Source organism: Mesorhizobium sp. P2_E7 (genome assembly GCF_056403855.1).
Genome location: NZ_JBFUER010000002.1, coordinates 264,077 through 284,462 on the forward strand (window position 1 = coordinate 264,077; position 20,386 = coordinate 284,462).

The 20,386-nt window shown below is 62.3% G+C and carries 18 protein-coding genes; 4 read left to right on the top strand and 14 right to left on the bottom strand.

All coding sequences use genetic code 11. The features are described 5' to 3' along the window. Nucleotides 1–260: 260 nt before the first annotated feature. Nucleotides 261–779 carry a GcrA family cell cycle regulator gene (locus AC1DYC_RS18340; RefSeq protein ID WP_181056251.1) on the top strand — a complete coding sequence of 173 codons (519 nt, stop codon included), beginning with the start codon at nt 261–263 and terminating at the stop codon, nt 777–779. Nucleotides 780–849: 70 nt separating this feature from the next. On the opposite strand, the gene AC1DYC_RS18345 is transcribed toward AC1DYC_RS18340, so the two are convergent. The 3 genes from AC1DYC_RS18345 to AC1DYC_RS18355 form a co-directional block, all read right to left on the bottom strand. Beyond that, complete coding sequence (locus AC1DYC_RS18345; protein WP_477408745.1) at nt 850–1,857, bottom strand: magnesium and cobalt transport protein CorA; 1,008 nt, start codon at nt 1,855–1,857, stop codon at nt 850–852. A gap of 83 nt (nt 1,858–1,940) precedes the next feature. Beyond that, nucleotides 1,941–2,666, bottom strand: coding sequence for a phosphate signaling complex protein PhoU (gene phoU / locus AC1DYC_RS18350; protein WP_477300669.1), 726 nt, complete (start codon nt 2,664–2,666; stop codon nt 1,941–1,943). Nucleotides 2,667–2,781: 115 nt separating this feature from the next. Continuing rightward, a complete protein-coding gene (locus tag AC1DYC_RS18355) occupies nt 2,782–4,047 on the bottom strand; it encodes an ATP-binding protein (RefSeq protein ID WP_477408747.1) in 1,266 nt (421 codons plus the stop codon). 206 nt (nt 4,048–4,253) lie between these two features. Between AC1DYC_RS18355 and ppk2 the strand changes: the two genes are divergently transcribed. Then, entirely contained in the window at nt 4,254–5,159 is a 906-nt protein-coding gene (ppk2, locus tag AC1DYC_RS18360) for a polyphosphate kinase 2 (protein ID WP_477408749.1), read from the top strand. Nucleotides 5,160–5,253: 94 nt separating this feature from the next. Here the strand turns inward: ppk2 and AC1DYC_RS18365 are convergent, their stop codons facing one another. Both AC1DYC_RS18365 and AC1DYC_RS18370 read right to left on the bottom strand, forming a co-directional pair. Further along, nucleotides 5,254–5,892 carry an acyl-homoserine-lactone synthase gene (locus AC1DYC_RS18365; RefSeq protein WP_112560497.1) on the bottom strand — a complete coding sequence of 213 codons (639 nt, stop codon included), beginning with the start codon at nt 5,890–5,892 and terminating at the stop codon, nt 5,254–5,256. A 336-nt stretch (nt 5,893–6,228) separates the two neighbouring features. Continuing rightward, nucleotides 6,229–6,957 carry a helix-turn-helix transcriptional regulator gene (locus AC1DYC_RS18370; protein WP_112560498.1) on the bottom strand — a complete coding sequence of 243 codons (729 nt, stop codon included), beginning with the start codon at nt 6,955–6,957 and terminating at the stop codon, nt 6,229–6,231. Between the two features lie 290 nt (nt 6,958–7,247). On the opposite strand from AC1DYC_RS18370, the gene AC1DYC_RS18375 reads away from it, so the two are divergent. After that, entirely contained in the window at nt 7,248–8,069 is an 822-nt protein-coding gene (locus AC1DYC_RS18375) for a transporter substrate-binding domain-containing protein (protein ID WP_477409009.1), read from the top strand. A gap of 43 nt (nt 8,070–8,112) precedes the next feature. Here AC1DYC_RS18375 and AC1DYC_RS18380 read toward each other — a convergent pair whose 3' ends face one another. Further along, nucleotides 8,113–8,526, bottom strand: coding sequence for a tellurite resistance TerB family protein (locus tag AC1DYC_RS18380; RefSeq protein ID WP_477408751.1), 414 nt, complete (start codon nt 8,524–8,526; stop codon nt 8,113–8,115). A gap of 213 nt (nt 8,527–8,739) precedes the next feature. Here AC1DYC_RS18380 and AC1DYC_RS18385 point away from each other — a divergent pair, with 213 nt between their 5' ends. Continuing rightward, nucleotides 8,740–10,389: a lysine--tRNA ligase gene (locus tag AC1DYC_RS18385; protein WP_477408753.1), complete on the top strand. Its 1,650-nt coding sequence runs from the start codon at nt 8,740–8,742 to the stop codon at nt 10,387–10,389. Here AC1DYC_RS18385 and AC1DYC_RS18390 read toward each other — a convergent pair. The 8 genes from AC1DYC_RS18390 to AC1DYC_RS18425 all read right to left on the bottom strand — a co-directional run bounded on the left by AC1DYC_RS18390 (nt 10,352) and on the right by AC1DYC_RS18425 (nt 19,969). Further along, the gene (locus tag AC1DYC_RS18390; protein ID WP_477409011.1) at nt 10,352–11,224 is read right to left on the bottom strand and encodes a thermonuclease family protein; all 873 of its coding nucleotides are present in this window, start codon (nt 11,222–11,224) and stop codon (nt 10,352–10,354) included. The genes AC1DYC_RS18385 and AC1DYC_RS18390 overlap by 38 nt on opposite strands. Beyond that, nucleotides 11,224–11,868, bottom strand: coding sequence for a S24 family peptidase (locus AC1DYC_RS18395; protein ID WP_477279505.1), 645 nt, complete (start codon nt 11,866–11,868; stop codon nt 11,224–11,226). The genes AC1DYC_RS18390 and AC1DYC_RS18395 overlap by 1 nt, the downstream gene beginning before the upstream one ends. A gap of 121 nt (nt 11,869–11,989) precedes the next feature. After that, the gene (locus tag AC1DYC_RS18400; RefSeq protein WP_477408755.1) at nt 11,990–12,532 is read right to left on the bottom strand and encodes a thioesterase family protein; all 543 of its coding nucleotides are present in this window, start codon (nt 12,530–12,532) and stop codon (nt 11,990–11,992) included. 11 nt (nt 12,533–12,543) lie between these two features. After that, nucleotides 12,544–14,763, bottom strand: a complete 2,220-nt coding sequence (locus tag AC1DYC_RS18405) for a 3-hydroxyacyl-CoA dehydrogenase NAD-binding domain-containing protein (protein ID WP_477408757.1) — start codon at nt 14,761–14,763, stop codon at nt 12,544–12,546. Nucleotides 14,764–14,785: 22 nt separating this feature from the next. Then, entirely contained in the window at nt 14,786–15,994 is a 1,209-nt protein-coding gene (locus tag AC1DYC_RS18410; protein ID WP_477279501.1) for an acetyl-CoA C-acetyltransferase, read from the bottom strand. Between the two features lie 32 nt (nt 15,995–16,026). After that, on the bottom strand, nt 16,027–17,196 hold the full coding sequence (locus AC1DYC_RS18415) for an acyl-CoA dehydrogenase family protein (RefSeq protein ID WP_477408759.1): 1,170 nt from the start codon (nt 17,194–17,196) through the stop codon (nt 16,027–16,029). Between the two features lie 234 nt (nt 17,197–17,430). Then, nucleotides 17,431–19,221 carry an acyl-CoA dehydrogenase gene (locus AC1DYC_RS18420; RefSeq protein WP_477408761.1) on the bottom strand — a complete coding sequence of 597 codons (1,791 nt, stop codon included), beginning with the start codon at nt 19,219–19,221 and terminating at the stop codon, nt 17,431–17,433. 289 nt (nt 19,222–19,510) lie between these two features. Beyond that, the gene (locus AC1DYC_RS18425; protein WP_477300697.1) at nt 19,511–19,969 is read right to left on the bottom strand and encodes a MerR family transcriptional regulator; all 459 of its coding nucleotides are present in this window, start codon (nt 19,967–19,969) and stop codon (nt 19,511–19,513) included. Nucleotides 19,970–20,386: the final 417 nt, after the last annotated feature.

Below are 20,386 nucleotides of genomic sequence, written 5' to 3' on the forward strand. Positions count from 1 at the left end.
GTGCAAAGGCGCGCGGCAAGCTCCCGACGAGACGCCGGCTCATAAGCGACCGGGCAAGTTGGGGAAAACCGAAAAAACCGATTCGTGTTGCACCAGGGACTCTTGTCACCGAGTCAACACATGAGGTAATTGTAGTCGGGAAATAACTAGATTTCGTGCGGCGGACCTAATCACCTAATATATGTGGTGTCTGCCCCGGCAAAGGTTGCCGGGTCGGGAATGGATTCCGGCTGCCGCACGCTTAGCAGGAGCGCGGTCTCATGAACTGGACTGACGAGCGGGTCGAACTTCTCAGAAAACTGTGGTCGGAGGGCTTGAGCGCAAGCCAGATCGCCGCCCAACTTGGCGGGGTCAGCCGCAACGCCGTCATCGGCAAGGTGCATCGGCTGAAGCTGTCGGGCCGCGGACGCTCGACCGCAACGCCGGCGCGCCAGAAGAAGACGGCGCAGGGATCTTCGATCCAGAAGTCGGTGTCGCGCGCCGCGACCACGCAGCGCCACGTCACCACCTCGATCGGGGCAACCGCGCTGCAGGCGCAGTTCGACGCCGAGCCGGTGGCTCGCCACTACATCCGCCCGGTCGAGAACGTTGTCGTGCCGATCTCGCGGCACCTGCAGCTCACCGACCTCACCGAGCGCACCTGCAAATGGCCGAATGGCGATCCGCTGTCGGAAGACTTCAACTTCTGCGGCAACGAGGCGGCCGAAACCGGACCTTACTGCAAGTACCACGCAAGGGTTGCGTTCCAGCCGGCTTCGGAGCGGCGCAGGAGCCGGTGATTGGGGACTAGGCAGTAGGAATTAGGCAGCAGGGTAACGTGCTCTGAACTGCCCTTGTTAGCCTACTGCCCTACAGCCATCCATTCTTGCGAAACCGCCAGTATAAAAACAAGCAGATGCAGGCGATCGCGGTCAGCACTACCGGGTAGCCGTATTCCATCTTCAGTTCCGGCATGTCATCGAAATTCATGCCGTATATGCCGGCGAGCGCCGTCGGCACCGCCAGTATGGCGGCCCATGACGCCAGCTTCTTGGTATTCGCCGTTTCCTGGCTCTGGCCAACCAGCAGACTGGCTTCGAAGGCGAAGGCCAGAACCTCGCGCAGACTGTCGATTTTTTCCTGGACGGTGCGGATGTGGTCGGTGACATCGCGAAACAGCGGATGCATGGCGGTATGGATCTGCGGCAGGTCGGCGCTGGTCAGTCGGCGGCAGACCTCGACCAAGGGAAGTGCGGCATTGCGCAGGCGCAACAAATCGCGGCGCAGCATGTAGAGCCGCTCTATGTCGGGACCGGTCATCGGCTTCAGCAGTATCTTGTCTTCGATCGCCTCGACCTCGTCCTCGATCTGTTCCAGCACCGGCATGTAATTGTCGACGATGAAGTCGAGAATGGCATAGAGGACGAAATCCTCCCCCTTGGCCAGCGAATGCGGGCAGCTTTCCCAGTGCTGGCGCACGGCGGCATAGGAGGTCGACGGACCATGCCTGACGCTGACGATATAGCCTGAGCCGACGAACAGATGGGTCTCGCCGAAGGTGACGCGGCCGTCGATCAGCTGGGCGGTGCGGGCGACGATGAACAGGGCATCGCCATATTGCTCGATCTTTGGCCGCTGGTGCGGATGCTCTGCGTCTTCGATCGCCAGTTCATGCAGATGGAACTGCGCCTTGACGCGCAGCAACAGCTCGCGGTCGGGTTCGAGCAGCCCTATCCAGACGACATGGCCCGATTTCCTCGCCCATTCGCCGGCCTCTTCGATCGGGATGTCGGCAATGCGCTTGCCGGCGGTGTAGACGCTCGACGCGATGATGCCGGACGATGCCGGCGCCGGCTTGAACTCTCGGACATATTCCATCGCAGCCTCCGGAAGCAGAACCTGAGAAGCTTAACGCTGCGATAGTTTAGCGCAATATGATTAAGCGTTCGAGGGGCGCGCGATCACTTCACCGGCAGCGGCGCCGGAAGGGCAACCTTGTCGGTCTTGTCGCCTTTCGGCCGCTCGGCCGGCATCTGGTCGCCGGTGACGATGTAATAGATGGTCTCGGCGATGTTGGTGGCATGGTCGCCGATACGCTCGATGTTCTTGGCGCAGAACAAGAGATGCGTGCACGGCGTGATGTTGCGCGGATCTTCCATCATGTAGGTCAGCAGCTCGCGAAACAGCGAGGTGTACATGGCGTCGATCTGGTCGTCGCGATCGCGCACGAAGCCTATCCTGTCGACCGAGCGCGAGGCATAGACGTCGAGCACTTCCTTGAGTTGAATCAGCGCCAGCTCGGCGAGAGCCTCGAGACCGCGAAACAGGCTGGTCGGCTGGCGGCCGTCGATGACGCTCACCACTCGCTTGGCGACATTCTTGCCGAGGTCGCCGATTCGTTCGAGGTCGGCGGAAATACGGATCGCGCCGACGATTTCGCGCAAATCCGTCGCCATCGGCTGGCGCTTGGCGATGATGACGATGGCCTTGTCGTCGATTTCGCGCTGGCCCTCGTCGAGCACGATGTCGTCATGGATGACCTTCTGGGCGAGGCCGGGGTCGGCATTGACCAGCGCCTGAATCGCCTGCTCGACCATGCGCTCGGCGTGGCCGCCCATCGCAGCGATGCGCTTCGACAGATATTTCAGCTCTTCGTCGTAGGCGCTGACGATGTGTACGGACTGCATGGACGAAATGCCTTCCTGGACTCTTTGGCCTTGTGAGTCGTTTCCTCGAACCCTGTGCTGATACGCCAGCCGGATGACAGAAAGACGAAACCGGCCGTTATCAAATAGTACTGCCTCAGCCCGCCGGCAAATGGACGGTGAACGCCGCGCCCATGCCACCTTCCGACTTGATCGAAAGTCTGGCGTTGTGACGCGTCAAGATGTGCTTGACGATAGACAGACCAAGCCCGGTGCCTTTCTGGGTGCGGCTGCTCTCGACATCGATGCGGTAGAAGCGCTCGGTGATGCGCGGAATGTGCTCTTCGGGAATGCCTGGACCGTAGTCCCTGATGGTGACGTCGATGCCCGGTTCGGGACCGGCCTCGCTGCGGGCGATCGACACTGTGACGCGTCCGCCCGGCTGACCGTATTTGCAGGCATTTTCCAACAGGTTCTCGAACACCTGGAACAGCTCGTCACGGTCTCCGGGCACTTCGAGCGGTCCTTCGGCATAGTCGCGCTCGATGACGACGCTGTTCTCCCTGGCGAGTGGCCCGAGCGAGTCGATGACGCTGTCGATGGTCTGGCGCAGATCGACCTCGGTTCCAGGCTTCAGATAGGGCTTCATTTCCAGCCGCGACAGCGACAGCAGGTCGTCGATCAGGCGCGCCATGCGGCCGGTCTGGTTCTGCATGATCTGCAGAAACTGCTCGCGCGCCGCCGGATCGTTGCGGGCCGGGCCGCGCAACGTCTCGATGAAGCCCGAGATCGAGGCAAGAGGGGTGCGCAACTCATGGCTGGCATTGGCGATAAAGTCGGCGCGCATGCGATCGATGCGGCGCGTCTCGCTCTGGTCCTTGAACACCACCACAAAGAGATCGGTGGCGTGGCCGACCGAGGACGCGCTGACCCGGTAGGCCCGTTCGACCGGCAGTTTCTCGATGTAGTCGACGGCATCCGAGGCGACCGTTCCCGACAGCACGCTGTCCAGCAGTGCCTGCATCTCAGGGGCGCGGAATTTCAACGACAGCGACAGGCCGGGCGCTATCCCGCCAAAGGCGGCAAAAGCGGCGGCGTTGGCATGAACGATGGTGGCGGTGCGGTCGAAGATGATCAGCGGATCGGCAACGGCCGCCGCAAGATATTCGCCGGAAAGCCGCTGCAGCCCGCTCGCCTCGATCGCGGCAATGCTTTCGGTGGACCGGCTGGCGCCGCCGGTCGGCAGCATGGCTGCGGCCAACAACACAGCGCAGGCGAGCAGGGCGACATAGACGGACATGCCGGCATAGCCATAGACGGCCGCAACCGCCACGATGCCGGCAGCGAGCAGCCAGCGGCTGTTCCACAGCCGGGCGGCTACAGCCTGCGTCGTGGTTATCCGCTCTGCGCCGATGTCGGCCATTCGCGCGTCTCGTGCCCCTGCACCGGTCGACCGAAACTTCCACTGGACCGGGTTGCCGCATGACCCCGAAAATCGGAATCGATTTTCGGAAAGGATCATGCGCAAATCAAAAATGCTACAGCGTCGTTTGCGCGTCCAAACGGGACGCGCGGCGCTGTAGTGGCCTCCCCATAGCATGAGTCCGCAAGCTGGAAAGGTTCGTCTCGATGAAAAAACCCAAGGAAAATCCTGCCGCAGAGCCGGCAAAAGGTCCGCTGAAGATCAGGATCGGCGGCAAGGAGCGGGAGTTCGACATCGAAAATCCCGAGCTTCCGGATTGGATCGAGGACCACAAGCTGACCGCCGGCGACTATCCTTACGACAAGAAAATGAAGGGCGAGGAGTATGACGAGACGCTTGAACGGCTGCAGATCGAGCTGGTCAAGGCGCAGGCATGGCTGCAGGCGACCGGCAAGCGGGTGGTGTCGCTGTTCGAAGGACGCGATGCCGCCGGCAAGGGCGGCACCATCTTCGTGCTGCGCCAGTATCTCAACCCTCGAACCGCGCGCAACGTCGCGCTGACCAAGCCGACGCCGACCGAAGTCGGGCAATGGTACTACCAGCGCTATGTCGACCATTTCCCGACATCGGGCGAATTCGTGACCTTCGACCGCTCCTGGTACAATCGCGGCGGCGTCGAGCCGGTGATGGGCTTCTGCACGCCGGAACAGCACGAGAAGTTCCTCGACGAGACGCCGCATTTCGAGCGGATGATCTCCAACGAGGGTATCTATTTCTTCAAATTCTGGCTCAACATCGGCCGCGAAACCCAGCTCGAGCGGTTTCACGACCGCCGCTGGTCTCCGCTGAAGAACTGGAAGTTCTCGCCGATCGACATTGCCGGCATCAGCAAATGGGACGATTACACCAAGGCCCGCGACCAGATGGTCGAGCGCACGCACAAGGAATTTGCGCCCTGGATCATCGTGCGGGCGAACGACAAGCGGCGCGCGCGCCTGGCCGTCATGCGGCGCATCCTGTTGTCTCTGCCCTATGACGGGCGCGATCTCGACGCCATCGGCAAGCAAGACAAGAAGATCATCGGCGAAGGGCCTTCATTCCTCGAGAAGTAAAGGCTGGCCCGGAGAAATAGAGGCTTGAAAATACAGAGCCCACCGGAGGTGGGCTCTGTGGCCATTGTCTAAAGCGCGTCGGGTGAAGACAGTCTCACGACGCCTGCCGCATGCCGAGCATGTCGGGGGTGCCCCTGACCAACACCGGGGCGTGATGGTTGCGGCGCGAACGCACGACATCGAGCGTATGCTCGTTGAAGGTCAGCAGCGTGGCGACGACCTGCTGATTGCCGTAGGTGCGCTGGTAACCGAGCGGCGTCGCCAGGAAGTGCAACTGCAGCGTCCGCAGCACCCACACCGGCTCGACCTCGATAATGACCTGATTGATATTGCGAGCAAGGCCCCATTCGACGAAGCCGGCGATCAGTTCGGTGCCGACCGTAGACACGCCGCGCTTGCCATCGCGAAAGCCTGGCGCCACCGCGTAGCGGGTGAGTTCCCAGACATTCGGTCCCGAGGGGCGCTTTCCCTCGCAGAGTTCCGGCATCACATCGCTAAGGAGATGGGGCCGTGTGGTCGGCAGCATCCGATGATAGCCGGCAAGCTCGCCATTGCGGATGACAAGGTGGTGTTCGGCCTCATCATGGTCGAATTGATCGATTTCGAGGCCGTCCGGGCGATCGAGATCGGTCCACCGCATCTCATCGACGAAGACCTTGTAACGCAGGCGATGGACCGCCTCCCATAGGTCGGGACGCTCCATCAGTTGTTGAGTGGTAAGGGAAAATAACATAGCCGTCTCCTGGGCTTAAGAGGAAGATACGGCCGGGCTTTCCCGAAAAAATTGCGCGAAGGTGTTGGCAAGGATTTCCAGGCTGCCACAGCCGACATGGCTAATATAGCCGCGCCTAATCGCCTCCGCGATGCGTACACCCTGTTGGCGACGCCGAGTCTGCTTTTGGCGTTAAGAAAGCATTAGCCGTCTCACGAGGACGACAGGGGCGGTCTTTTTTGAAGATATTGCGCGGGCCGCCAGAACCGGCCTAAAGCGCGTCGCACGACGCGCTTTGGGTCTTTGTTTGATGCATGTCGTTATCGCAAAACCGAGGTCACTTTTGCGCGACATGCATTAGCTGATATAGCCGTGTCGGATTGCCTCGGCGACTGCCTGCACGCGATTGGCGGCGCCCAGTTTGCTCTTGGCGTTGAGAAGGTGTTTCTCCGAGGTATGCTCCGAGATGCCGAGTATCTGCGAAATCTCCCACTCGGATTTGCCGACCGCCGCCCATTGCAGGCACTCGCGCTCGCGCGGCGTCAATTCGATATGATCGATAACCTTGCTGCTCGTTTGAAGCTGCATGGCGCGGCCGATGGCATAGGTGGACGCCAGCGAGACCATTGCAAATTCGGTGTCGGACAGCTCGACCGCCTCACCGCCCAGCGAAACCAGCGCGATCTGGCCTTCAAGCGTGACCAGCGGGAAGGCGAGGCCGTCACGCAGCTTGAATGCGCGGGCGTCTTGCATCACCTCATCGCTGCTTTTGTCGGCGGGTATGCTCTTGACGGCCTCGCGCCATTGGAATGGCGCCCGCAATTGCTTCAAATGGCTGACGACCGGATCGTGGTCGACATAGTTGCGCGCCAGGTAACGCTCCAGCCAATCAACAGGCCAGTCGCAGAGCAGCACGTGGTCCTTCGTCTGGCTGCTTGGCGTGCCGGGCTGCGGCACCGTCGCCGCTATCAGAGCCGTCAATCCGAAATTCGAGGTGACACTGAGCAGGCGCTCGCACACCGCAGCCGCGGTGCCGGCTCGCTGCACCTGATCAATATATTCCAGTGTGCGATCGAAATGACCCATCGCAACATCTACCCTATGTTGCCTACCGCTCTTGAGACCGATGCTACGTGCCTGGCCCGCACTTCACCATCAACCCCGGATTGCAAAGCCGCATGCTTATTTTTTCTAACGCAGCGACCGCCAACCACGGACCGACTCTGCGCGGCTATTTGCAAACTCACTAAAGCATAACCCGAAATTTGCTCTTTGAAATCAAAAACAATTGTGCCTGCGCCGTTTTCGTATCAAAAGCCAACGGCCAAGACGGGCGGAGTTCTTTCGTGACATCTCGCTGGATAGCCATCGCCTTGCTGTCGCTGCTGGTCGGAGCGCAGCCTTTTGCCGGCGTTGCACGGGCGGCGGAGCCGCAGGTGCCGGTGCTTTGGGACGCCAAGGAACGGCTGCCTAAACCGGATCTCTCGGCACTGCCGAGGCTTCGTTTCCTCACCACAACCGATTTTCCGCCTTTCAACTTTCTCGATGGCGCCGGGCGGCTGTCGGGCTTTCATATCGACCTGGCGCGGGCGATTTGCGCCGAACTCGACATCGCCGACAAATGCCAGATCCAGGCGCTGCCCTGGGCCGAACTCGACGACGCGTTGCAGAAGGGCGAAGGCGAGGCGATCATCGCCGGCATCGCGGCTACGCCGGAAACGCGGGCGAAATACAGTTTTTCGCGCTCCTACCTGCAGTTTCCGGCGCGCTTCATCATGCCGAAGGCCAAGGCTTTCACCGAGCCTATCCTCGACAAATTGCGCAGCAAGCGGGTCGGCGTGCTGGCCGGCTCGGCGCATGAAAAGATGCTGCGCGATTATTTCGGCAACGTGCAGATCGTCCCCTTCGACAGGCAGGAAGACCTCTACAGCGATTTGAAAAGCAGCAAGATCGATGCCGCCTTCGGTGACGGTATGCGCTTTTCCTTCTGGCTGGGCGGCACGGACGCGGCAGGCTGCTGCCGCTTTGCCGGTGGCCCGTACCTGGCCCCGGAATATCTGGGATCCGGCATGACCATTGCCACAAGGGCCGGCGATCCGGCGCTGGCAGCGGCCATGGACTACGCGCTGCAGGAGATCTCGGTGAAGGGCACCTTCGCCGAATTTTATCTGCGCTATTTCCCGGTCAGTTTTTTCTGATCCGGTCCTGGTCAGCTTTTTCTAGCGGCTACCGGCGAGACTTTCAGGTCAATGTCCGCAGCCGCGCTTTCGCGCCCCGCGCGATGGCTGCGGCGGTCAGCGTGTCGAGATCGAGCTCGCGCCGGATGAGCTGCAGCACCCGCAATTCCTCCATGCGCATTTCGAGATCGACGGCGGCAACCTCAAAGGCGGCGGCATAGGCAGTGTCGTGCAACCGCTCGGGCAATGCCTTGCCAACACGCTCGAGAACGCCTTCCAGCCCATCCTTTTCGTGCAGCATTTTCTGGCAGTCCTGCGCTATGGCAATCAGCCTGTCCTGCTTGAAATCCTCAAACACCGGCCAGCTGCGGACGACGTCGCCGATGCGCGCCAGTTCGATATCGGTCATGTCGCGGTCGGAAGCCGAGGTGATGACCATCAGGTAGATCAGGGCTTCATGCGTGGACGGCAACGGCATTCAAAACTCCTTGATGGTGAGGGTCGAAGGTAGGGACGCCACGATGTCGCTGCAAGGAAAACCGGCTGTTATCGTTGACGCTCCGGCCTCTCACGCTTTGGTTTTTGACGCAATTCCCGCGGAAAAACCGCTCACACTTTTCCTGGAATTGCTCTAGAGACCGGTTGAAAAATCTTACCAGCCGCACAGCCGGCCCATGACTGGAACTTTGACATGACGGGATCAAACATCGCCGATCTCAACCCCGAAATGCTTGCCGCAGCCGGCGAAAGCAAGGCGTGGCCGTTCGAGGAAGCCAAAAAGATCATCGAGCGCTACAAAGGCGCCGACTTTCCCGAGACCGTCCTGTTCGAGACCGGCTACGGGCCGTCGGGCTTGCCGCATATCGGCACGTTCGGCGAGGTGGCGCGCACCTCCATGGTGCGCCACGCCTTCCACGTGCTGACCGAAAACAAGGTCAAGACCAAGCTTCTGTGCTTCTCCGACGACATGGACGGCATGCGCAAGATCCCCGACAATGTGCCGGATCGCGCAGCGCTCGAGCCCTATCTGCACATGCCGCTGTCGTCGGTGCCCAATCCGTTCGGCGGCGACTATGCGAGCTTTGCCGACCACAACAATGCGATGCTGTGCCGCTTCCTCGACACGTTCGGCTTCGATTACGAGTTCGCAAGCGCGACGCAGTACTACAAGGCCGGCCGCTTCGATGCGATGCTGCTGCGCGCCGCCGAACGCTACGACCAGATCATGAAAGTGATGCTGCCGACGCTCGGGCCGGAGCGCCAGGCGACCTACAGCCCGTTCCTGCCGATCTCGCCGAAGAGCGGCCGCGTGCTCTACGTGCCGATGAAGCATGTCGACGCCAAGGCCGGCACCATCACCTTCGACGATGACGGCGCCGAGACAACGCTTTCGGTGACCGGCGGCAAGGTGAAACTGCAGTGGAAGCCGGATTTCGGCATGCGCTGGGCAGCGCTCGGCGTTGATTTCGAAATGTTCGGCAAGGACCACCAGACCAATGCGGTGGTCTACGACCGCATCTGCAACATCCTCGGCGGACGCGCGCCGGAGCATTTCGTCTACGAGCTGTTCCTCGACGAGAACGGCCAGAAGATCTCGAAGTCGAAGGGCAATGGACTGACCATCGACGAGTGGCTGCGCTATGCGCCGACCGAAAGCCTCGGCCTTTACATGTATCAGCGCCCCAGGCAGGCGAAAAAACTCTATTTCGACGTCATCCCGCGGGCCGTCGACGAGTACTACACCTTCCTCGGCGCCTATCCGCGCCAGGACTGGAAGGAAAGGCTGGGCAATCCGGTCTGGCACATGCATGACGGCAAGCCGCCGGCGATCGACCTGCCGGTGCCGTTCTCGCTGCTGCTCAACCTGGTCAGCGCCTCCAACGCGCAGAACAAGGATGTGCTGTGGGGCTTCATCTCGCGCCATGCATCGGGCGTGACGCCAGCGACGCATCCCGAACTCGACCAGCTGGTCGGCTTTGCAATCCGCTACTTCGACGATTTCGTGAAGCCGACGAAGACGTTCCGGCCGGCCGACGACGTCGAACGCGTCGCGCTGGAAGCTCTTGCCAACGCGCTTGGCGCCCTGCCCGTGGGAGCCGATGGCGAAGCGATCCAGAACGCTTCGCTCAACGTCGCGCGCAAGATTGAACGCTATCAGGATCATTCCAAGCAGAGTCCGGACGGCGGCCCCGGCGTGTCGGGCGCTTTCTTCCAGATGATCTACCAGGTGCTGATCGGCCAGGAACGCGGCCCGCGCTTCGGCTCGTTCGCGGCGCTTTACGGCATTGCCGAGACGCGCGCCCTCATTGAGCGGGCGCTGGCTGGTCAGCTGGCGGCGTAGCTTCCATCCCAGCCGGCGGCGTGTCTGTCGCCGGAGCATCGAGGATCGGCTGCGACGCTGTCGGTGCCGCAACCGGCGTTGGCGCCGGTGGCAGGCCGCCGAGATCGGGCGCGGCGCCGAAGATACCTTTTTTGGCGTCGCGCGCCTTCTCGCCCGCTTCCACATAGGGACCGCCTGCGACCGCGCGCGCCCAGCCGTTTTCGACCAGCCACTGGCCGACATCCTGCTTGCCGATGCGGCATTCGGCGGCGATCAGGTCGCGGTCTGCCTCTGACGGCACCTTGCACGCCACGGCCCGGCCGCGCAGGAAAGACCGGAACGCGGTGCGCGCGCGAGCGCCGCAAGCCCAGGACTTGCCGTCCTCGGTGCAGGTCTCGTCCTCCTTGACGATGTCGATGCCGGAGACCGCCACGGAATAACCATTGGCCTCGATCAGGCCGGCGGCGGATGCGACCGGCTGGAACAGTTTTGTCCCGCCCCAGTCGTCGACCGCTTTCGGCCGGCGCGGTTTGGGCGGTCCGGCCAGCGCCAGATCGCTCAGCGGGGCGCGCGGCTCGACCCGTTCGAGCTCGTCTGGCGCAAGCGGCGGCGGCGCGATGGCCTCGGGATCGATCGCTCTCGAATGCACCGGAGGCGAATGCACCGGAGGCTCGGCGGGTTGTATCTGGGGGATGGCCGATGTTGCCGGCTCCTCGGGCACGGCGTCAGTGCCCTGGTCGATCTGGTCGACGACGACGCTGCTCTGCTCGGGCTGCAGGACGCGACCGCCAAGGACGATCAGAGCGACCATGACTGGGACCGCCAGCACGGCCAGAACCAGTTGTAAGAGCCGCACTACTGGCTTGCCCAGACGATCCGCGCCACCCATTCGACATCGCGCATGGCGATGTCGCGGTCCGGATGGTCGGGATTGAGCGAGATCAGCACGATCGATTTCGTCGTCTGACGGTCGAGCACCTTGGCCATGACCTCGCCGGCATTGGTCTTGACGACGACGCGGTCGCCCTTGCGGGTGGTGGCGCCCGGCTCGACGATCAGCACATCGCCATTGCGGTAGAGCGGCAGCATGGAATCGCCCTGCACTTTCAGCGCATAGGAGGTTTCCGTCGCCCGCGCCGGAAGCTCGACCAGATCCCAGCCCTGGCCGGAAGGATAGCCGGCATCGTCGAAGAAGCCGCCGGCGCCGGCCTGGGCAAAGCCAAGCAGCGGCACCGCTGAACGCTGTGCGGTCGCGGCGCCAGTATTGGCGCGGCCTTCGACCAACCCGGTGAATTCGTCGAGCGAGGCGCCCGTCGCCTCGATGATCTTGGCCAGCGATTCGGTCGAGGGCCAGCGCGGCCGTCCATCCGAGGACAGCCGCTTCGATTTGTTGAACGCAGTCGAATCAAGGCCGGCGCGCCGGGCCAGGCCCGAGGCCGACAGCGAATAACGCTCGGCGAGAGCGTCGATGGCGGCCCAAACGCGGTCATGCGAGAGCAAGTCGCTCTCCTCAAAACAGGAAAAAATACCTTTTCCTTCTAACGCGCGGCCACCCGATTGTCCACCGACGCGCAGGCCGATCGCCTACAAAGCTGTGTGCGGTGAAGACGATATGAGGGCCTCAAACCCCCTTGGCCAGGCTGCGCAATCCCTGGTGAGAAGTCATGAAAGTCCGCTCGGCCTCTGTCGGCGGCCGCGGTTGAACGGAACGGCCAAGTGCTGCCACAACCTCGTCTATGTCGACAAAGCGGCGGCCGGGACGATCGTAGACACCACCCGTCGTCATGATCAATGCGGCCGTCTCGCCATTATCGAGGACAAAGCGGTGCTTGCCGATGACCTGCGTGCCCTCCCAGGTTTCGATCGAGGACGCCACCTCGAAGCGACGCCACAGCCTGATCTCGCGCACATAGACCGACTCCAAACCGCCGATCATCGGCGCCCAGCCTTTCTTGCGCGCCAGCGCGATAAGGCCGACGCGCAGGAAGATGTCGATGCGGCCGAGATCGGCCAGCATCATATAGCGGGCATTGTTGAGATGGCTGTTGAAGTCGATGTCAGTCGGCAGGCAGCGGAAAGCCAGGCGGCTTTCGCTGCCAACCATATAGGGACCACGACGCGACGCCGTGGCCACCATGCGCGCCAGGCGCCCCCAGACGTACATGGGGCGCTAGATCAGGCGGCCTTCTTCACCTCGCCCTTCGCATAGGGATCGAAGCGCTGGTAGAACGTCTCGCCCTTCTCTGCCAGGTCGAGCAGCAGCTTGGGCGCCTTGAACTCGGCGCCGTATTTCTTCTGCAGGCCCTTGGCGATTCTGACGAACTCCTTGGCGCCGATGCCGTCGATATAGGACAGTGCGCCGCCGGTGAAGGGCGCGAAGCCGAAGGCGAGGATCGAGCCGACATCGGCCTCGCGCGGGTCGGTGACGATGCCCTCTTCCATCACCCGCGCCGCTTCCAGCGCAATGGTGACCAGGAGGCGCTGCTGCAGTTCCTCATAGTCGACCTTCTCGGCCTTCAGCTGCGGATAGAGATCCTTGAGGCCCGGCCACAGCTTCTTCTTGGCGGGCTTGGCCGGATAGTCGTAAAAACCCTTGCCATTCTTGCGACCGAAGCGGCCATGGGTGTCGACGAGCGTGTTGATCAGCGCCATCTGCTTGGGGTCGACCGCCTTGTCGCCGAGGTCCCTGATGGTCTGCTTCATGATCTTCTGCGCTAGGTCGATTGCCGTCTCGTCGGTCAGCGCCAGCGGACCGACCGGCATGCCGGCGGCCTTGGCGGCGTTCTCGATCATCGGCGCCGGAACACCCTCGATCAGCATCTTGTAGGCTTCCGACATGTAGCGCAGCACGCATCGGTTGACGTAGAAGCCGCGCGTGTCGTTGACCACGATCGGTGTCTTCTTGATGGCGCGCACGAAGTCGATCGCGGTGGCAAGCGCCTTGTCGCCGGTCTTCTTGCCCAGAATGATCTCGACCAGCATCATCCTGTCGACCGGCGAGAAGAAGTGGATGCCGACGAAATTCTTCGGCCGCGCCGAATTCTTGGCCAGCGCGGTGATCGGGATGGTCGAGGTGTTGGAGGCAAAGATCGCCGACGACTTCAGCACGGCTTCGGCCTGTTCGGTCGCAGCCTTCTTGACGGCTGAATCCTCGAACACCGCCTCGACCACCAGATCGCAGCCGGCGAGATCGGCATAGTCTGCCGTCGGCGTGATCAGCGACAGCAGCTTGTCCTTCTCCTCGGGCTTGGCGCGGCCCTTCTTCACCTGATCGGAGATCAGGCTGTCGGAATGCGCCTTGCCCTTTTCGGCCGACGGCAGGTCGCGGTCGAGCAGTACGACCGGGATGCCGGCCTTGGCGGTGACGAAGGCGATGCCGGCGCCCATGAAGCCGGCGCCGAGAATGCCGATCTTCTTGAACTTGGTTTCCGGCACGCCGGCCGGACGACGGGCGCCCTTGTTCAACTCCTGCAGCGAGACGAACAGCGAGCGGATCATGGCCGCTGCTTCCTTGGACTGCATGATTTCGGTGAAATAGCGCTGCTCGATCCTCAAGCCCGTGTCGAACGGCACCAGCAGGCCCTCATAGACGCATTTCAGGATCGCAGCGGCAGCAGGATAATTGCCATAGGTCTCGCGGCGCAGGATGGCGATGGCCGGCGGCCACAGATTGAAGCCGGCGGGCGAATAGATCTGGCCGCCGGGCAGCTTGAAGCCCTTCTCGTCCCAGGGCTGGACGGCTTTCAGGCCGTTCTTGATCATCGCCTTGGCGGTTTCGATCAGTTTACCCGGTTCGGCGACCTCGTGAATCAGGCCCATGGCTTTCGCCTTCTGCGCCGACAGGTTCTGGCCGGTGGTCAGCATCTGCAACGCCTGCTGCTGGTCGGTCAGGCGCGGCACGCGCTGGGTGCCGCCGGCGCCGGGGAAGATGCCGACCTTGACTTCCGGCAAGGCCATCTTGACCTTGTCGGAGTCAGCGGCCACGCGGCCGTGGCAGGCCAGCGACAGTTCGAAGGCGCCGCCCATGCAGGTGCCGTTGATGGCAGAAACCCAGGGCTTGCCCGACGTCTCGAGCTTGCGCCAGAGCGCGCCCATGCGGCCGGCATTGTCGAACAGCAACTTGGCCGCTTTCTCCGGATCCTTGTTCTTCTCCTTGGCGAAGACTGCCAGCATCTTCTGCAGCATGGTCAGATCGGCGCCGCCGGAGAAGCTATCCTTGCCCGAGGTGATGACCGCGCCCTTGATGGCGGCGTCGGCCACGACCTGGTCGATGATCTTGTCGAGTTCGTTCATCACCTCTTCGGTGAAGACGTTCATCGAACGGTCCGGCATGTTCCAGGTGACCAGCGCAATGCCGTCGGCGTCGGTGTCGACCGTGAAGTTTGTGTAGGTCATGTCTCTCTCCTTCCGGCCGAAATCAGACGCGTTCGATGATGGTTGCGGTGCCCATGCCGGCGCCGATGCAGAGCGTCACCAGCGCGGTGTTGAGGTCACGGCGCTCCAGTTCGTCCAGCACCGTGCCGAGGATCATCGCGCCGGTGGCGCCGAGCGGATGGCCCATGGCGATGGCGCCGCCATTGACGTTGATCTTGTCGTGCGGAATGTCGAAGGCCTGCATGTAGCGCAGCACCACCGAGGCGAAGGCCTCGTTGAGCTCGAACAGGTCGATATCCGACAGCTTCATCTTGGCGCGCTTCAGAAGCTTCTCGGTGACGTCGACCGGACCAGTCAGCATCAGCACCGGCTCGGAGCCGATATTGGCGAAGGCGCGGATGCGCGCGCGCGGCTTCAGCCCCATTGTCTTGCCGGCCTTCTTCGAGCCGAGCAGCACGGCGGCAGCGCCATCGACGATGCCCGACGAGTTGCCGGCATGGTGGACGTGGTTGACCTCTTCGACTTCGGGATGCTTCTGAACGGCAACGGCGTCGAAGCCGCCCATTTCGCCGGGCATGACGAAGGACGGGTTGAGCGAGGCCAGCGACTGCATGTCGGTCGTCGGCCGCATATGCTCGTCATGGTCAAGAATGATCAGGCCGTTCTGGTCCTTGATCGGGATGACGGAATTCTTGAAACGCCCGTCGGCCCAGGCCTTGCCGGCGCGCTTCTGGCTCTCGACCGCATAGGCGTCGACGTCGTCGCGCGAGAAGCCGTATTTGGTGGCGATCAAATCGGCCGAGATGCCTTGCGGCACGAACCAGCCTGGCAGGCCGACGGACGGGTCCATGAACCAGGCGCCGCCGGATGCGCCCATGCCGACGCGCGACATCGATTCGACACCGCCGGCAATGACGATCTCGTCGGCCCCTTGCGCGATCTTGGCGGCGCCGAAATTGATGGCGTCGAGGCCCGAAGCGCAGAAGCGCGAAATCTGCATGCCCGGCGCCTTGTTGTCGTAGCCAGCCTCGAAGGCGGCGGCACGCGGAATGACCGAGCCGGCCTCGCCGACCGGATCGACGCAGCCGAAGATGATGTCGTCGACGTTTGCCGTGTCGAGCCCGTTGCGGTCGCGCAGCGCTTCAAGCGTCTTTGCAGCGAGCCGCACTGCCGGCACTTCGTGCAACGAGCCATCCTTCTTGCCCTTGCCGCGCGGCGTGCGCACGGCGTCATAGACATAAGCTTCGGCCATTTTCTTGCTCCTTGGTTTACCGGTCGTGGCTCTCAGAGAGAGCGGCCGATCAGCAATTTCATGATCTCGTTGGTGCCGCCGTAGATGCGCTGGACGCGGGCGTCGCGGAACATGCGGGCGATCGGATATTCATTCATGTAGCCATAGCCGCCATGCAATTGAAGGCATTCGTCGACGACTTTTCCCTGCAGATCCGAGAGCCAGTACTTGGCCATCGACGCCGTCACCGGATCGAGGCCGTCATTGATGTGGCGGGTGACGCAATCATTGTAGAAGACGCGGCCGATGGTGGCCTCGGTCTTGAGTTCGGCGAGCTTGAACTGGGTGTTCTGGAACTCGATGATCGCCTTGCCGAAGGCCTTGCGTTCCTTGACGTAGTCGATGGTCAGCGCCAGCGCGCGTTCGATCATGGCAATGGCGCCGGTGCCGATCTGCAGGCGCTCCTGCGGCAATTGCTGCATCAGCTGGATGAAGCCCTGCCCCTCTTCGTGGCCGAGCAGGTTGGAGGTCGGCACGCGCATATCGTTGAAGAACAATTCCGAGGTGTCGTTGGCCTTCAAGCCGATCTTGTCGAGGTTGCGGCCGCGCTGAAACCCTTCGACCTCGTCGGTCTCGACGACGATCAGCGAGGTGCCCTTGGCGCCCTTGGCCGGATCGGTCTTGGTGACGACGATGATGAAATTGGCCAGCTGGCCATTGGTGATGAAGGTCTTGGAGCCGTTGATCTTGTATTGGTTGCCGTCCTTCTCGGCCCGCGTCTTGACACCTTGCAGATCGGAGCCGGCGCCCGGCTCGGTCATGGCGATGGCGCCGATCAGCTCGCCGGTCGCCAGCTTCGGCAGCCACTTCTTCTTCTGCTCTTCCGAGCCGTAGTGAAGGATGTAAGGAGCAACGATCGCATTGTGCAGGCCGATGCCGAAACCATCGACGCCGACATGGCCGATCGCCTCGATGATGGCGCTCTCATGTGCGAAGGTGCCGCCGGAGCCGCCATATTCCTCGGGCATCGAAGCGCAAAGCAGGCCGGCCGCACCGGCCTTGCGCCAGCTCTCGCGGTCGACCATTTCGTTCTTCTCGAACTCGTCGTAGCGCGGCGCGATCTCCTCCGACATGAAGCGATGCGCCATGTCGTAAAGCATGCCGACCTCGTCCGCCGCCCAGGCAGGCTTCGGCAAAGAGAGCACTTCGGCTGGATTTGTCATGCCGTTTCTCCCGCGCCAACGTCCCCCTCCCCCTCCCCCTCGAGGGGAGGGTGGCCGCGAAGCGGTCGGGTGGGGTCGCCGATGACGTGCTCGACTTTATCCTTCAACACTCGTGCCGAATGCATTTGCGAACTTCCTCCCTGCCAGCGCTCCATGGGAGGCCGGCGCGCTTCACGCAGGACCCTCCCGGTCCTTCGGGTCACCCTCCCCTCAAGGTGGGGACGCCGGCCATTTCTAGAACGCTTCTGCAGGCAGCGCCATTAGCGTGTCCGCACCACTGGAAATGCGGGCGAGATGTGCCGACGTCTCGGGCATGATCCGCTCCATGAAGAAGCGCGCCGTCACCACCTTGTTGTCGTAGAAGGATTGGGTGCCGTTGGCGCCGGTCTTGGCCTGCGCTGCCTTGGCCATCTGCGCCCACATATAGCCCAGCGCCACCAGGCCGAAGAGATGCATGTAGTCGGTCGAGGCGGCACCGGCATTGTCGGGCTTGGCCATGCCGTTCTGCAGCAGCCACATGGTCGCTGCCTGCAGATCGTTGAGGCCCTTCTTCAGCGCCTTGGTGAACGGTGCCAGCTTCTCGTCGGAACGGTTTTCCTCGCAGAATTCGCCGACGTCCTTGAAGAACGCCTGAATGGCGCGGCCGCCGTTCAGACCGAGCTTGCGGCCGACGAGGTCGAGCGCCTGGATGCCGTTTGCGCCTTCATAGATCATGGCGATGCGGGCATCGCGCACGAACTGGCTCATGCCGTGCTCTTCGATATAGCCGTGGCCGCCGAACACCTGCTGCGCCATGACGGCGTGATCAAAACCCTTGTCGGTCAGCACGCCCTTGATCACCGGCGTCAACAGGCCGGTATAGTCGTCGGCGGCCTGGCGATCCTTGTCGTCGGCGGAACGGTGGGCGATGTCGGACTTGATCGCCGTCCACAGCGCCAGCGCGCGGCCGGCCTCGTTGAAGGCCTTCATGGTCATCAGCGAGCGGCGGATGTCGGGATGGACGATGATCGGGTCGGCCTTCTTGTCCGGCGCCTTGGCGCCCGACAGCGAACGGCCCTGCAGCCGGTCCTTGGCGTAGGAGACCGCGTTCTGGTAGGCGATTTCCGACAGCGACAGCCCCTGCAGGCCGACGCCGAGGCGGGCTTCGTTCATCATCGTGAACATCGCCTTCAGGCCGCCATTCTCCTCGCCGAGCAGCGTGCCCTCGGCCTCGTCATAGTTCATGACGCAGGTCGAATTGCCGTGGATGCCCATCTTCTCCTCGATCGATCCGCAAGAGAGCGTGTTCTTCTCGGCCGGATTACCCGAGGCATCGAGCTTGAGCTTCGGCACGATGAACAGCGAGATGCCCTTCACGCCTGCCGGCGCGCCCTCGATACGGGCCAGCACCAGATGGACGATGTTGTCCGACATGTCGTGCTCGCCGGCCGAGATGAAGATCTTCTGCCCGGAAATCTTGTAGGTGCCATTGCCGTTCGGCACCGCCTTGCTGCGCAGCAGGCCGAGATCGGTGCCGCAATGCGGCTCGGTCAGGTTCATCGTGCCGGTCCAGGACCCCTCGACCAGCTTCGGCAACCACGTCGCCTTCTGCTCGTCGGTGCCGTGGGTGATGATGGCCGCGATCGCGCCCTGCGTCAGGCCGGGATACATCATCAGCGCCATGTTGGCCGAGACCATGTATTCGGCAACCGCGGTGTGCACGGCATAGGGCAGGCCCTGGCCACCGAATTCCACCGGTGCGGCAAGCCCCATCCAGCCGCCCTCACGATACTGGTCGTAGGCCTCCTTGAAGCCTTTCGGCGTCGTCACCGAGCCGTCGTCATGACGCACGCAGCCTTCCATGTCGCCAACGCGGTTCAGCGGATGCATGACGTTTTCGGCGAGCTTGGCGCCTTCGGCGAGGATTGCCTCGACCACATCGGGCGTCGCGTCGGCAAATCCAGGAAGGTTGGAATAGCGCTGGTAGCCCAGCACCTCATTGAGCACGAACAGTGTGTCCTGGACCGGAGCCCTGTAGATCGGCATGTGTTTCCTCCACCATGCGGGTCTTCGGCCGCGAGATCGGGCCCCAACCATGGGTCGGGGCAGCATGCGGACCAATGTTGAAAGCGGGATAGCAAAAATTGACGTTTGCGTAAACGTCAATTTTATCGCCGCGACAAAATTTCCTTGTGCCAGCCTATCGGCGCGACGTGGCGGACGCCAGCGATGCATGGGAGTTCCACCCTGGCGGATGGCAAAACAAAGGAGCCGCGCGGACGGACCGCGCGGCTCCCTTTGATCAAAGCTCGTGCCGAAAGACGGCGACGTGAAATCAGCTGGCGGCGCTGGCCGGTGCGGTACGCTCGGACAGCATCTGGCGCACGGCCGACATCGAGCCACTCAGCTCGTTGATGGCGTCGTCGATCAGTGCGCGCTGCTTCTGCAGGCGGGCAAGCTGCTTCTCGGACTTGTCGAGGGCCAGCCGCAGCTGCTTGGTGTTGGATCCGGTCGGATCGTAGAGATCCATCATCTGCTTGACGTCGCGCAGCGAGAACCCGACCTTGCGGCCGAGCAGGATCAGCTTCAGCCGCGCCTTGTCACGACGCGTGTAGAGGCGCGTTGCCCCGTCACGCTTCGGATTGAGCAGGCCCTTGTCTTCATAGAAACGCAGCGTGCGCAGGGTCACGCCGTATTTCTTCGCCATTTCGCCGATGCGCACGAGTTCCTCGCCGGCTTCGACAGACATATTGTTGGTATTGGCCGCGGCTTCGCCGGGCGAAACAAGTTTCATGGTCACTGGCTTTCCCCTGTAGTGGCGTTGCGGTCCCGGACCTTGCAACGCCTGAGTGGAAGCGGGGGCATGCTTCCAGTCGTGGTTTCAACGAATTCATCGCAAAAGGCACGGACAGCGCCCCTCTTACGTTTACGTCAATTCTATATCGATAGCCGCCTCATGACGCAAGGGCGTTCTGGGATTGCGAAACCTTATGCCGCACCCCCGGTTCCGGGTCCGATCGGGCGCTGCCTGTATTTCAGCAATGCGGCAACTTCTTAAGGTTGGTTAACGCCTTGTTTACCACGATGGGTGAAATGTGCGCATGTCGGTCACCCGTGTTTATCCTGTAGCGAATTTTTCACGGTTTTTCGGAGCGCGGGCCTGGCCCGGAAAGCTCGTCTTTCGCCGTAGCAGTCGCGCGGCCGCCTTCGT

What these genes read in the sequence shown, in the direction of transcription:
- AC1DYC_RS18340 (WP_181056251.1), top strand. Translation starts at nt 261, where the DNA reads ATGAACTGGACTGACGAGCGGGTCGAACTTCTCAGAAAACTGTGGTCG.
- AC1DYC_RS18345 (WP_477408745.1), bottom strand. Translation starts at nt 1,857, where the DNA reads ATGGAATATGTCCGAGAGTTCAAGCCGGCGCCGGCATCGTCCGGCATC.
- phoU (WP_477300669.1), bottom strand. Translation starts at nt 2,666, where the DNA reads ATGCAGTCCGTACACATCGTCAGCGCCTACGACGAAGAGCTGAAATAT.
- AC1DYC_RS18355 (WP_477408747.1), bottom strand. Translation starts at nt 4,047, where the DNA reads ATGGCCGACATCGGCGCAGAGCGGATAACCACGACGCAGGCTGTAGCC.
- ppk2 (WP_477408749.1), top strand. Translation starts at nt 4,254, where the DNA reads ATGAAAAAACCCAAGGAAAATCCTGCCGCAGAGCCGGCAAAAGGTCCG.
- AC1DYC_RS18365 (WP_112560497.1), bottom strand. Translation starts at nt 5,892, where the DNA reads ATGTTATTTTCCCTTACCACTCAACAACTGATGGAGCGTCCCGACCTA.
- AC1DYC_RS18370 (WP_112560498.1), bottom strand. Translation starts at nt 6,957, where the DNA reads ATGGGTCATTTCGATCGCACACTGGAATATATTGATCAGGTGCAGCGA.
- AC1DYC_RS18380 (WP_477408751.1), bottom strand. Translation starts at nt 8,526, where the DNA reads ATGCCGTTGCCGTCCACGCATGAAGCCCTGATCTACCTGATGGTCATC.
- AC1DYC_RS18385 (WP_477408753.1), top strand. Translation starts at nt 8,740, where the DNA reads ATGACGGGATCAAACATCGCCGATCTCAACCCCGAAATGCTTGCCGCA.
- AC1DYC_RS18400 (WP_477408755.1), bottom strand. Translation starts at nt 12,532, where the DNA reads ATGTACGTCTGGGGGCGCCTGGCGCGCATGGTGGCCACGGCGTCGCGT.
- AC1DYC_RS18405 (WP_477408757.1), bottom strand. Translation starts at nt 14,763, where the DNA reads ATGACCTACACAAACTTCACGGTCGACACCGACGCCGACGGCATTGCG.
- AC1DYC_RS18410 (WP_477279501.1), bottom strand. Translation starts at nt 15,994, where the DNA reads ATGGCCGAAGCTTATGTCTATGACGCCGTGCGCACGCCGCGCGGCAAG.
- AC1DYC_RS18415 (WP_477408759.1), bottom strand. Translation starts at nt 17,196, where the DNA reads ATGACAAATCCAGCCGAAGTGCTCTCTTTGCCGAAGCCTGCCTGGGCG.
- AC1DYC_RS18420 (WP_477408761.1), bottom strand. Translation starts at nt 19,221, where the DNA reads ATGCCGATCTACAGGGCTCCGGTCCAGGACACACTGTTCGTGCTCAAT.
- AC1DYC_RS18425 (WP_477300697.1), bottom strand. Translation starts at nt 19,969, where the DNA reads ATGAAACTTGTTTCGCCCGGCGAAGCCGCGGCCAATACCAACAATATG.